Here is an 11,928-nt window from a genome sequence, read left to right as displayed (position 1 = left end):
GATTCGCAGGACAGGCTCTAGAATCATCGGCGTGACATGGCGACATTAATTCACCGCTAGAGGTCGACGCGGGGCGCGCTGCCGCGGACCTCCGGGAGCACCGGCTTCCGGATGTCCGAATCGCCCCCAAGGAAAGACCTCATGATCATTTATGCTTCCCGCGCGCCCGGAACGCGCGCGAACCGCTTGGCAGCCGCGGTCTACGTCTACACGTTCCTCGACGAGTTCATTCTGCTGTACCCGGTGTACGCCCTGCTGTTCGTCGACACCGGGCTGTCCGTCGCCGAGATCTCCTCGCTGTTCGTCATCTGGTCGGTGACCGGCATCGTGCTGGAGGTCCCCTCCGGCGTGTGGGCCGACGCGGTCTCACGCCGGCTGCTGCTGGTCCTCGCCCCGCTCCCGGCGGCCGCCGGTTACGCCCTCTGGGTCGCCGCCCCCTCCTACTGGGCGTTCGCCCTCGGCTTCGTGCTGTGGGGGATCCGGGGGGCGATGGCCTCGGGAGCCTTCGAGGCGCTCGTGTACGAGGAGCTCGACCGCCTCGGCGAGGCCGGCCGGTACGCCCGGGTCATCGGCCGCGCCGAGGTGGTCGCCATGTGCGCGGTCGCCGCGGCCACCGCGGCCGCGAGCCCGGTGTTCGCCGCGGGCGGCCACGGGGCGCTGGGCGCGGCGAGCGTGCTCGCCTGCCTGCTGTGCTCGGTCGCGGGGCTGGCGTTCCCCGAGCACCGCGCGCGGCGTTCCCCGGCCCGGGGCGGAGATCCGGTCGGCCCGGTCGGCCCGGTCGGCCTGGCCGGTCGGACCGATCCGAGCGGTCCGACCGGCTCGGTCGATCCGGTCGATCCGCCGGAACCGAATGGTCCGAACGGGCCGGACGGCCCGCACGAGGAGGACGGCCCGGACGGCCTCCGCCGGTACGCCGCGGTCCTGCGGGTGGGCCTGGCCGAGGTGCGGGACGACCGCTCCGTACGGCGGGCGCTGCTGCTCGTCCCCGCGACGGCGGCCGTCTGGGGCGCGCTGGAGGAGTACGTCGCCCTGCTCGCGCAGGAGACCGGCGTCCCCGGGCACGCCGTACCGCTCTGGGTGCTGCTGGTCTGGTCGGGCGTGACGGCCGGCGCCCTGCTCGCCGGGGCCGGGCACCGGCTGGGCGCCCGGGGGTTCGCGGCGCTGCTCGGGCTCGGCGCGCTCGCGCTGGCCGGCGGCGCGTTGAGCGGGCGCCCCGGAGGGCTCGCCGCGGTCGCCGCGGCCTTCTGCGTCTTCCAGCTGGCGAGCGTGACGGCCGACGCGCGACTGCAGGACAGGATCACCGGACCGAGCCGCGCGACGGTGACCTCCCTGGCGAGTCTGGGCACGGGGCTGGCGACGGTCCTCGTCTACGGGCTCTACGCCGCCGCCTCCGCGTTCGCCGGGCACGGCGTCGTCTTCGCGCTGTTCGCCGTGCCGTACGGGCTCCTCGCGCTCGTGCCGGTACGGCGCGCGCTCAGGAGGAGGGGGTGTTCCCCGCGTCCGTAGCGTCGAGCAGCGCCACACCGTGGGCGGCGAAGGTCTCCTGCGGCCCGCGTCCGCGGAAGTACGGCGTGAGCAGCCCGTCGAGCTCCTCGACCGAGAACGCGCCGCCGCCGGCGGTGAACCTCCGCTCCACCGCCGGCGGCGCCAGGAGCGCGACCATGTCGCCGTAGACGACGAACACCTGGCCGTTGATCCCGTCCGCCGCGGGGGAGGCCAGGTAGCTCACGAAGGTCCCCACCCGGTCCGGGTCCAGGGGGTCGGGCCCGCCGGAGGGCGCGCTCTCGCCGAACACGCCCGCCGTCATGGCGGTGCGGGCCCGGGGGCAGATCGCGTTGGCGCGCACGCCGTACCGGGCCAGGCCCTGGGCGGTCGCGAGGGTCAGCGCGGTGATGCCGGCCTTGGCGGCGGCGTAGTTCGGCTGGCCCGGGGAGCCGAAGAGGAACGCCTCGGAGGAGGTGTTGACGACGCGACCGTAGACCGGCCCGCCGGCGGCCTTGCTCGCCGCGCGCCAGTGCGCGGCCGCCGCGCGCGACACCGCGGCATGGCCCTTGAGGTGGACGCGGACGACCTCGTCCCAGTCGGACTCGGTGAGGTTGAACAGCATCCGGTCGCGGAGCACGCCCGCGTTGTTCACCACGATGTCCAGGCCGCCGAAGGCCTCCACGGCGGTCCGCACGAGAAGCCCGCCCGTGGACCACTCGCCGACGTCGCCGGTCACCGCGACGGCCTTGCGGCCGAGCGCCTCGATCTCGGCGGCGACGTCGCCGGCGCCCGGCCCGACGTCGTTGACGACGACGTTCGCGCCGCGCGCGGCCAGGGCCAGCGCCTCGCTGCGGCCGAGCCCGGCGCCCGCGCCGGTGACGACGGCGGTCCTGCCCTCCAGGGTGACGTCCACGCTCATGTCCTCGGCTCCCGTCGTGCGCGCGGTCACGGTGGAGGGAAAACTAGTACGCGTTCCGGATCGGCTACCGGGTCCGTCCCGCTCAGTGGAGCGGCCTGCCACAGGGGGAAGACGGACCACTCAGCGGGACCGGGGACATGCGGGAAGGGAATCCGTTCTAGCCTCACGCCGTGACGCTGTGACGTCGCGCTGCCGGGCCCGGCGGGCCGGTCCGGTGATCGCGGCCCCGGCCGTCCGCAGGCACGCGCGCCCCTCCGGCGGGGCCGACCGAAACGAGGAGAAGCCATGGCCGAAGCCGTCATCGTCGACGCCGCGCGCACGCCGGTCGGCCGCCGCAGGGGCGCGCTGTCCGGGCTGCACCCGGCAGAGCTGCTCGGTCTCGTCCAGAGGGGCCTGCTGGAACGCGCGGGGGTGGACCCGGCCGGGATCGGCCAGGTGGTCGGCGGCTGCGTCACCCAGGCGGGGGAGCAGTCGAACAACGTCACCCGCCAGGCCTGGCTGCACGCCGGCCTGCCGTACGGCACCGCCTGCACGACGATCGACTGCGCGTGCGGCTCCTCCCAGCAGGCCGTCCACCTGGTCGCCGGGCTGATCGCGTCCGGCGCGATCGACGCCGGGATCGGCTGCGGGGTCGAGTCGATGAGCCGCGTCTTCCTCGGCCAGGCGATCACCCCCGAGACCGGCAGCCCCCGCCCGGAGGGCTGGTCGGTGGACATGCCCGACCAGTTCACCGCCGCCGAGCGCATCGCGAGGAGACGGGGGATCACCCGCGCCGACACCGACGCCCTCGGCCTGGCCTCGCAGCGCCGCGCCGCCGCCGCGTGGGCCGAAGGACGGTTCGACGGCCAGGTCATCCCGGTCGAGGCGCCCGTCATGGGCCCGGAGGGGCCGACGGGCGAGATCGCCGTCGTCACCCGCGACCAGGGGCTGCGCGAGACGAGCGCCGAGGCTCTGGCGAAGCTGAAGCCGGTGCTGCCCGACGGCGTGCACACCGCCGGCAGCACCTCGCAGATCAGCGACGGCGCGGCGGCCGTGCTCCTGACGAGCGCGGAGAGGGCCCGCGCGCTCGGGCTCCGGCCCAGGGCCCGCATCGTCGCCTCGGGCATGGTCGGCTCCGACCCCTACTACCACCTGGACGGGCCGGTGCAGGCCACCGAGCACGTGCTCCGCGCGGCCGGGATGACGCTGTCCGACATCGACCTGGTCGAGATCAACGAGGCGTTCGCCGCGGTGGTGCTCTCCTGGGCGAGGGTCCACAAGGCCGACATGGACCGGGTCAACGTCAACGGCGGCGCGATCGCCCTCGGGCACGCGGTCGGCGCCACCGGCGCCCGGTTGATCACCCAGGCCCTGCACGAGCTGGAGCGGTCGGACCGGTCGACCGCCCTGGTCACCATGTGCGCCGGCGGCGCCCACGCCACGGCCACCGTCATCGAGCGGATCTGACGGCCCCGCCGGCTCCTTCGGCTCCGTCGGCCCCGCCGGTTCCCGCGGCCCGGGCGTCCCCGGCGCTTCCGGCGGTGCCGACGGCGGAGCGCTCGACCTCGCGGCGGACCACCTTGCCGGTCGCGTTGCGGGGGAGGGGCTCGGTGGTGATCCGCCACCGGGCCGGGACCTTGAAGTAGGCCAGCCGCTCCGCGGCGTACGCCCGCAGCCCGTCCTCGCCGACCGGCCGCCCGCCACCGGTGACGACCACCGCCGCGACCTCCTCGCCCAGGTCCGGATGGGGCACGCCGACGACGGCGCACTCGCGGACGGCGGGGTGCTCCGCCAGGACGCCCTCCACCTCGGCGGGGTAGACGTTCTCCCCGCCGCGGATGATCAGGTCGGAGCGCCTGCCGGTGAGGCGGAGCCGTCCCCCCTCGACCGTGCCGATGTCACCGGTGTGCAGCCACCGGTCCTCGCGCAGCGCGTTCCGGGTGGCCTCCGGGTCCCGCCAGTAGCCGAGCATGTTGAACGGGCTGCGCACGCAGACCTCGCCCTCCTCGCCGTCGGGCAGCGCTCCGCCGTCCGGACCGCGGATCTCCAGCTGCACGGTCGCGACGGGACGGCCCAGCGTGCCGGGCGCCTCCGCCAGATCCGCGGGCGTGGCCACCGAGACGGCGGTGGAGGACTCGGTCAGCCCGTAGCTGTCGACCAGGGCGTGCCGGGCGACCGGCAGGGCCGCCCGCAGCCGCTCCTTGAACGCCGGCGAGGACGGCGCGGAGGCCAGGGCGAAGGCGGTCAGCGACGACAGGTCGTACCCCGACAGGTCGCCGTGCTCGACCAGCCGGTGCGCCATGGTGGGCACCGCGCCCCAGTTGGTGACCCGCTCCCGCTCGATCAGCCGCAGCACCCGCTCCACGTCGAAGGCGCCCAGGTGCATGACGACGGCGCTGCCGGTCGCCAGGCGCGGCACGGCCAGGTTGTGCAGGCCGGCGATGTGGAACAGCGGCAGCGCCAGCAGGTGGCGCCTGTCGGCCGGATCGGCCGGGTCGCCGAACGCGCGGGCCACGGCGTCGTTGAGCCGGTGGTACTCGATGACCGAGGTGAGGTTCCGGTGCGAGTGCACCGCCCCCTTCGGCCGCCCGGACGTCCCGCTGGTGTACAGGATGACCGCCGGATCGTCCTCGGCGGCGCCGCACTCCGGCGGGACCGCGTCCGGGAACAGGGCGGCCAGGCGGGGGACGTCCTCCTCGGCGCTCAGGACGACCGGGCCGCCCCGGGCACCGTTCCCGCCGCCCCGGACGACGTCCCGCAGGCCGTCCCCGACCGCCGCCGCCCGCCCGGCGTCCGCGACGACCACCTTCGGCCCGGTGTGCTCCAGCGCGTACGCGATCTCGCGCCGCGTCCACCAGGCGTTGCAGCCCACCGCGACCGCGCCCAGCGCGACCGCGGCCCAGAACGAGACGATCCAGGCGGAGGAGTTGGCCGCGACGATGGCGACGCGGTCGCCCGCGCGCACGCCGTACTCCTGGTGGAGCGCCCGCGCCAGCGACGCGGCCCGTACGGCGTGCGCGGCGAAGCTCAGCCGCTCGTGCTCGGTCACCACGTAGTCGCGGTCGCCGAACCGGGCCGACGCGGCGAGCACCTCGCCGAGATTCCCGTGCCGGTTGGCGAACACCCGCATCCGCGAGCCGAGCACCTCCTCCTCGGCCAGCTCGAACTCGCCGCCGGGGCCGGTCAGCCGCGCCATGATCTCCGCCGCGGCGGCTCCCGGATCCGCAGGTACGGTCACCGTCTCCCCCTCCTCCCGCCGGGCCGGGAAGACCCCGCCCGGCACGCGGCCATGGGCACCGCCCGGTACGGGGCCGTGGGCACGGCCCGGTACGCGGTCGTGGGCGCCGCCCCGCACAGGGTCGCGGGTACGGCCCGGCACGGGGGGCGTGGGCGCCGCCCGGCACGCGCTTCCGGCCGCCCATTGTGACCGCCGGCGGCGGCGCGGGACGCGGAGTCCCGGTCACCGGGACCGCCGCGCCGCGCCGTCCGCCGTGCGCCGGGAGGGGCGCTCCCGGTGAGCGGGACCTCCCGCCCCCGCGGGAGCCCCTCCGCCCGACCATTGCGGGTCGGCGGCGGCTGCGGCGAGACGGGAGACCAGGTGGGAAGCCTCGACGGGAAGAACGCGATCGTGACCGGAGCCGGGCAGGGGGTGGGGCGGGGCATCGCGCTCGCCCTCGCCTCGGAGGGCGCGTCCGTCGCGGTGCTCGGCCGGACTCCGGCCAAACTGGAGAAGACCTGCGCGCTGATCCGCGAACGCGGGGCGGAGGCGGAGCCGTTCCCGTGCGACGTGAGCGACACCGAGGCCATCCCGGACGTCGTGGAGCGGGTGGCGGCGCGGTTCGGCGGGATCGACATCCTGGTAAACAACGCCTACTCGGGTGCGTTCGGCCCGCTGCTGGCGATGAGCGACGACGACTTCCAGCGGGGCTTCCGCAGCGGTCCCTTCGCGGCCTTCGCCTTCATGCGGGCCTGCCACCCGCACCTGAAGCGGCGGGGCGGCGGCAGCATCGTCAACCTGGTCAGCTCGGCCATGGTCCGCTGGGACCCGAGCACCTACGGCGCCTACGCCGCAGCCAAGCAGGCCATCCGGTCGCTGACCCGGACGGCCGCGGCGGAGTGGGGCGCCGACGGCGTCCGCGCCAACTCCATCGCCCCGCACGCGCTCTCCCCGGGGCTGCGGTGGTGGATGGAGGCCAACCCGGCCGAGGCGGAGGAGTTCCGCAGGACGATCCCGCTCGGCTACGTCGGGGACTGCGAGGAGGACATCGGACGGGCGGTGGTGGCGCTCGTCGGTCCCGGCATGCGCTACCTCACCGGCGCCACCGTCCCGCTCGACGGCGGGCAGGCCAACTTCGGCTGACGGCCGTGCCGGTGCCCGGACACCGGCACGGGCACAGGCACAGGCACGGACACCGGCACGGGCACAGGCACAGGCACGGACACCGGCACGGGCACGGTGCACCCGCACCGGTCGCCTCCCGGTCAGCGGGACCGGACCGGGGGCCGGACGGTCCCGCCGGTTAACGTCGACGGCGCCGCCCGACCGGGTGCGCGGACGGAGGATCCCTTCATGGACCTGCGGGAGACCGCAGCGCAACGGCGGCTCCGCACGGAGCTGCGGAACTACTTCGCGGGCCTGCTGCCGGAGGACGAGCGCCGCCGCGCGGGCGAGGAGGGCGTGGGCGGGGACCGCTTCCGCGAGGTGGTCCGCCGGCTCGGCGCCGACGGCTGGCTCGGCCTCGGCTGGCCGGTCGAGTACGGCGGGCAGGGCCGGTCGGCCGAGGACCAGTACGTCTTCTTCGACGAGGTCCAGCGGGCCGGGATCCCGTTCCCGTTCGTCACCGTCAACACGGTCGGCCCCACGCTGATGCGCCACGGCTCGGCGGAGCAGCGCCGGCGCTTCCTGCCCGGCATCCTCTCCGGCGACGTCGTCTTCGCCATCGGCTACACCGAGCCCGGCGCCGGCACCGACCTGGCATCGCTGACGACCCGCGCGGTCCGCGACGGCGACGAGTTCGTCGTCGACGGGGCCAAGGTCTTCACCAGCGGGGCGAACACCGCCGACCACATCTGGCTGGCCTGCCGTACCGACCCCGGCGCCCCGAAGCACCGGGGCATCTCGATCCTGATCGTCCCCACGAGCGCCCCCGGCTTCTCCTGGAGCCCCATCCGGACGGTCGGCGGGATGACCGTGACCGCCACCTACTACAGCGGCGTGCGGGTGCCCGCGAGCGCGGTCGTCGGCGAGGTCGACGGCGGCTGGAGCCTGATCACCACCCAGCTCAACCACGAGCGGATCGGCCTGGCCGCGCTCGGCGGGCGGATGATCCGGCTCTGGGAGGACGTGCTGGCCTGGGCCGGGGAGAACGGCGCGCTCGACCTGCCCTGGGTACGGCGCGACCTGGCCCGCGCCCACGCCCGGCTGGAGGCGATGCGCCTGCTGAACTGGAAGATGGCCGGCGCGGTCGAGCGGGGGGAGCTCTCCGGAGCGGACGCGGGCGCGGCCAAGGTCTACGGCACCGAGACCCACATCGACGTGCAGCGGACCCTGACCGGGATCCTCGGCGCGGCCGGCCGGATCCGCCCGGAGTCGCCCGGCGCCGCGCTCGCCGGGCAGATCGAGCAGCTGTCCAGGCAGGGCATCGTCAACACCTTCGGCGGCGGCGTCAACGAGGTCCTCAGGGACATGGTCGCCACCCAGGGGCTGGGCCTGCCCCGGCGGGGACGCGCCGCATGAGCGGGCGGACCGGAGGGCCGGCGGCGTCCACGGGACCGGGCTCCAAGACGCCGGAGGACCGTGCGGACGGCCATGCGTCGCCGGGGGGCCGTGCGGACGACTACGAGGAGCGGCTGCAGGCGTTCACCGGACGGGAGCTGTCCCCGCTCCGGCCCGGCCCGGACCCGGTCAACCTGCCGATGATCCGGCACTGGGCCGAGGCGATGGAGGACGCCAACCCGGTCCACCTCGACGAGGCGGCGGCCCGCGCCGCAGGCAGGCCCGGCATCGTCGCCCCCGCCTCCATGGTCCAGGTCTGGACGATGCCGGGGTACGCCGCCGGGAGGTCGCCGCGGGCAGGCGCCTACGGTGAGCTGCTCACCCTGCTGGAGGAGGGCGGATACACCTCGGTGGTGGCGACCGACTCGGAGTTCGAGTTCCACCGGGAGCTCGTCCCCGGGGACCGCGTCGGCGTCGGGGAGGTCGTCGAGTCGATCTCCCCGGAGAAGGCCACCGCCCTGGGCGCGGGGCGTTTCGTGACCACGCTGAAGACCTACCGCGACGGCGGCGGCGAGGTCGTGGCCGTCCAGCGCTGGCGCATCCTGTGGTTCGACCCCGCCAGGAGACCCGCCAGGAGACCCGCCGGAGCGCTGCGGCCCCGGCCCGCGCTCAACCGGGACAACGCGTTCTGGTTCGAGGCCGCGCGCGGGCACCGGCTGGTGATCCAGCGCTGCGCCGGGTGCAAGGACCTCCGGCACCCGCCCGGTCCCTGCTGCCCGCGGTGCGGCTCCTTCGACTGGGACACCGTCGAGGCCTCCGGCCGCGGACACGTGTACAGCTACGTGGTCAACCACCACCCGCGCCACCCCGCCTTCGAGTTCCCGCTGGTCGTCGCCCTCGTCGAGCTCGCCGAGGGCACCCGGCTCATCACCGGCCTGACCGGCGTCGCCCCCGAGGCCGTCGAGATCGGCATGCCCGTCGTCCTCGACTGGATCGACCCCGACCCCGGTCTGTCGCTCCCGGTGTTCCGGCCGGCCGGACAGGAGGAGCACTGATGGATTTCACCCTCGGCGAGGAGCTGGAGGCGGTCCGTGACCTGGCGCGGGAGGTCTTCGCCGACCGCGCCGCCACCGAACGGGTCCGCGCCGTCGAGGGCTCCCCGGATCGGATCGACGAGGACCTCTGGACCGAGCTGGCCAAGACCGGCCTGCTCGGCGTCGCCCTGCCCGAGGAGTACGGCGGCGCCGGGCTGGGACCGGCCGCGCTCTGCGTCCTGCTGGAGGAGCAGGGCCGCCGGGTGGCCCCCGTACCGGTCTGGCCGGCGCTCGTCGGCGCACTCGCGGTCGCCGCGCACGGTACGGCGGAGCAGCGCCGCGACCTGCTGCCGGGGATCGCGGACGGGTCGGCGCGGCTCACCGTGGCGCTGGAGGAGTTCGGCCCGCACGACCCGCGCACGCCGGAGTGCACGGCCCGGCCGGACGGGAGCGCGGACGGCGGCTGGCGGCTGACGGGCGTGAAGGCGGTCGTGCCCTCGCCCTCCGGGGCCGCCCACGTGCTCGTCTCCGCGACCGCCGAGAACGGGACCGGCCTGTTCCTGGTGGACACCGGAGCCGACCGCGCCGGCTGGGAGCGGGTCGAGACCACGAGCCGGGACCTCGCCGGGAACCTGCTGCTGACCGGTGCGGCCGCGCAGGCGGTCGGCCGTCCTGGCACCGGGGCCGTCGACCGGACCGTCGAGCTGGCCTCCGTCGCCCTGGCCGCCCTCCAGCTGGGCGTCGCCGAGGGCGCGCTGCGGCTGGCCGCCGGCCACCTCGCCGCGCGGGAGCAGTTCGGCCGCCCGCTGGCCACGTTCCAGGCGGTCCAGCACCAGCTCGCCGACTGCTACATCGAGATCGACGCCATGCGGGTCTGTCTCTGGCGGGCCGTCTGCGCGATCGAGGAGGAATCCGAGGCGGCGGCCGCACCGGTCGCGGTCGCGCAGTGGTGGGCCGCGGAGGCCGGGCTGAACGTGGTCCACCGGGTCCAGCACGTGCACGGCGGGATCGGCGTCGACGTCGACTACCCGGTGCACCGCCACTTCCTGTGGGGACGGCAGATAGCCGGCACCCTGGGCGGGGCGAGCGCCGTACTGGCCCGGCTCGGCGACGCGCTGGCGGACGGGAGGGCGGCGTCGTGACCCCGCCGCGCTCCAGGACGTACGACGAGGTGGCGGTGGGCGACCCGCTCGGAGAGCTGGCGATCCCGCTGACCAGGACCATGATCGTCGCCACCGCGATCGCCACCCGCGACTACCAGGACGTGCACCACGACCCCGCGCTGGCGGTCGCCCGGGGTTCGAAGGACGTCTTCATGAACATCCTTACCACCAACGGCCTGGTCGAACGGTTCGTCACCGCGTGGGCGGGTCCCGCCGCCGTCGTCACGGCCATCAGGATCCGGCTCGGCGCGCCGAACCACCCCGGCGACACCATGGTGCTGACCGGCGCCGTCACGGCCAAGGACGACGGGAGCGGCCGGGTCGAGGTGTCCGTCCGCGGCGCCAACGGCCTGGGCGCCCACGTGACGGGAACCGTCGTCGTGCGGCTCCCGCGCGACGGCGGCCGCCCCGGGAAGGAGGGCGCGGCATGACCCGGCGCGACCGCCTCGGACCGCTCTCCGGCGCCGCCGCGATCGCCGGCATCGGCGCCACCGAGTTCTCCAAGGACTCCGGGCGCAGCGAACTCCGGCTGGCCTGCGAGGCGGTGCTGGCCGCCGTCGCCGACGCCGGGCTGGAGCCGTCCGACGTCGACGGGCTGGTGACGTTCACCGCCGACACCAACTCCGAGATCCATGTCGCCCGCAGCACCGGCATCGGCGAGCTGCGGTTCTTCTCCCGGGTCGGCTACGGCGGCGGGGCCGCCTGCGGTACCGTCCAGCAGGCCGCGATGGCCGTCGCCACCGGTGTCGCCGACGTCGTCGTCTGCTACCGCGCCTTCAACGAGCGCTCCGGCGTGCGCTACGGCCTCGGCCAGGCGGACCGGCCGGCGGACACCGGAGCCGACGGCGCGGCCTACTCCTGGATGACCCCGTTCGGCCTGTCCACCCCCGCCCAGTGGGTCGCGATGTTCGCCCGCCGCTACATGCACGAGTACGGCGCGACCAGCGAGGACTTCGGCCGGGTCGCCGTGGTGGACAGGAAGCACGCGGCGGTCAACCCGGCCGCCTGGTTCCACGGGCGGCCGATCACCCTCGCCGACCACCAGGCCTCCCGCTGGATCGCCGAGCCGCTGCGCCTGCTGGACTGCTGCCAGGAGAGCGACGGCGGCCAGGCCCTGGTCGTCGTCTCGGCCGAGCGGGCCCGCGACCTGCCGCACCCGCCCGCGGTCGTCCGCGCGGCGGCGCAGGGTTCGGGCGCCGACCAGCACATGATGACCAGCTACTACCGGCCGTCGATCACCGGCATCCCGGAGCTGGGACTGGTCGGCCGGGAGCTGTACGCGCAGAGCGGCCTGGGCCCGGACGACGTCGGCGCGGCGGTCCTCTACGACCACTTCACCCCGCTGGTGCTCCCGCAGCTGGAGGAGCTCGGCTTCTGCGCCAGGGGAGAGGCCAGGCACTTCATCGCGGACGGGCACCTGGAACTCGGCGGGCGGCTGCCCTGCAACACCCACGGCGGCCAGCTCGGCGAGGCGTACCTGCACGGCATGAACGGCGTCGCCGAGGCCGTGCGCCTGGTCCGCGGCACGTCGGTCAACCAGCCCGCCGCGCCCGGCGACGTGATCGTCACCGCGGGCACGGGTGTGCCCACCAGCGGCCTCATCCTGGGCCCGGACGCGTGAACACCGGCATC

Annotated in this window: 10 protein-coding genes; 8 read left to right on the top strand and 2 right to left on the bottom strand. The window is 75.4% G+C overall.

Annotation, left to right across the window (positions count from 1 at the left end; all coding sequences use genetic code 11):
• Window positions 1–141: 141 nt before the first annotated feature.
• On the top strand, window positions 142–1,506 hold the full coding sequence (locus IEZ06_RS08095) for an MFS transporter (protein ID WP_203871902.1): 1,365 nt from the start codon (window positions 142–144) through the stop codon (window positions 1,504–1,506).
• On the opposite strand, the gene IEZ06_RS08090 is transcribed toward IEZ06_RS08095, so the two are convergent.
• Complete coding sequence (locus IEZ06_RS08090) at window positions 1,475–2,434, bottom strand: 3-oxoacyl-ACP reductase (RefSeq protein ID WP_307811682.1); 960 nt, start codon at window positions 2,432–2,434, stop codon at window positions 1,475–1,477. The genes IEZ06_RS08095 and IEZ06_RS08090 overlap by 32 nt on opposite strands.
• A gap of 255 nt (window positions 2,435–2,689) precedes the next feature.
• Between IEZ06_RS08090 and IEZ06_RS08085 the strand changes: the two genes are divergently transcribed.
• On the top strand, window positions 2,690–3,850 hold the full coding sequence (locus tag IEZ06_RS08085; RefSeq protein ID WP_189236021.1) for a steroid 3-ketoacyl-CoA thiolase: 1,161 nt from the start codon (window positions 2,690–2,692) through the stop codon (window positions 3,848–3,850).
• Here IEZ06_RS08085 and casG read toward each other — a convergent pair.
• The gene (gene casG / locus IEZ06_RS08080) at window positions 3,834–5,621 is read right to left on the bottom strand and encodes a steroid-24-oyl-CoA synthetase (protein WP_229797878.1); all 1,788 of its coding nucleotides are present in this window, start codon (window positions 5,619–5,621) and stop codon (window positions 3,834–3,836) included. The genes IEZ06_RS08085 and casG overlap by 17 nt on opposite strands.
• A 360-nt stretch (window positions 5,622–5,981) precedes the next feature.
• Between casG and IEZ06_RS08075 the strand changes: the two genes are divergently transcribed.
• The 6 genes from IEZ06_RS08075 to IEZ06_RS08050 all read left to right on the top strand — a co-directional run bounded on the left by IEZ06_RS08075 (window position 5,982) and on the right by IEZ06_RS08050 (window position 11,917).
• On the top strand, window positions 5,982–6,743 hold the full coding sequence (locus IEZ06_RS08075; protein WP_189236020.1) for an SDR family NAD(P)-dependent oxidoreductase: 762 nt from the start codon (window positions 5,982–5,984) through the stop codon (window positions 6,741–6,743).
• Window positions 6,744–6,953: 210 nt separating this feature from the next.
• A complete protein-coding gene (locus IEZ06_RS08070; RefSeq protein WP_189236019.1) occupies window positions 6,954–8,120 on the top strand; it encodes an acyl-CoA dehydrogenase family protein in 1,167 nt (388 codons plus the stop codon).
• Complete coding sequence (locus IEZ06_RS08065) at window positions 8,117–9,154, top strand: FAS1-like dehydratase domain-containing protein (RefSeq protein ID WP_189236018.1); 1,038 nt, start codon at window positions 8,117–8,119, stop codon at window positions 9,152–9,154. Before IEZ06_RS08070 ends, IEZ06_RS08065 begins: the two co-directional genes overlap by 4 nt.
• A complete protein-coding gene (locus IEZ06_RS08060; protein WP_189236017.1) occupies window positions 9,154–10,275 on the top strand; it encodes an acyl-CoA dehydrogenase family protein in 1,122 nt (373 codons plus the stop codon). The genes IEZ06_RS08065 and IEZ06_RS08060 overlap by 1 nt, the downstream gene beginning before the upstream one ends.
• Window positions 10,272–10,727 carry a MaoC family dehydratase gene (locus IEZ06_RS08055; RefSeq protein ID WP_229797877.1) on the top strand — a complete coding sequence of 152 codons (456 nt, stop codon included), beginning with the start codon at window positions 10,272–10,274 and terminating at the stop codon, window positions 10,725–10,727. Before IEZ06_RS08060 ends, IEZ06_RS08055 begins: the two co-directional genes overlap by 4 nt.
• Window positions 10,724–11,917 carry a lipid-transfer protein gene (locus IEZ06_RS08050; protein WP_189236015.1) on the top strand — a complete coding sequence of 398 codons (1,194 nt, stop codon included), beginning with the start codon at window positions 10,724–10,726 and terminating at the stop codon, window positions 11,915–11,917. Before IEZ06_RS08055 ends, IEZ06_RS08050 begins: the two co-directional genes overlap by 4 nt.
• Window positions 11,918–11,928 lie beyond the last annotated feature (11 nt).

This window comes from Planomonospora antibiotica (genome assembly GCF_014647955.1).
GTDB classification, from domain to species: domain Bacteria; phylum Actinomycetota; class Actinomycetes; order Streptosporangiales; family Streptosporangiaceae; genus Planomonospora; species Planomonospora parontospora.
The sequence above is the reverse complement of the archived record's forward strand: the minus strand, read 5'-3'. Positions and strand labels throughout refer to the sequence as shown.

Coding starts and splice junctions, on each gene's coding strand:
- IEZ06_RS08095 (WP_203871902.1), top strand. CDS start 142: ATGATCATTTATGCTTCCCGCGCGCCCGGAACGCGCGCGAACCGCTTG.
- IEZ06_RS08085 (WP_189236021.1), top strand. CDS start 2,690: ATGGCCGAAGCCGTCATCGTCGACGCCGCGCGCACGCCGGTCGGCCGC.
- IEZ06_RS08070 (WP_189236019.1), top strand. CDS start 6,954: ATGGACCTGCGGGAGACCGCAGCGCAACGGCGGCTCCGCACGGAGCTG.
- IEZ06_RS08065 (WP_189236018.1), top strand. CDS start 8,117: ATGAGCGGGCGGACCGGAGGGCCGGCGGCGTCCACGGGACCGGGCTCC.
- IEZ06_RS08060 (WP_189236017.1), top strand. CDS start 9,154: ATGGATTTCACCCTCGGCGAGGAGCTGGAGGCGGTCCGTGACCTGGCG.
- IEZ06_RS08050 (WP_189236015.1), top strand. CDS start 10,724: ATGACCCGGCGCGACCGCCTCGGACCGCTCTCCGGCGCCGCCGCGATC.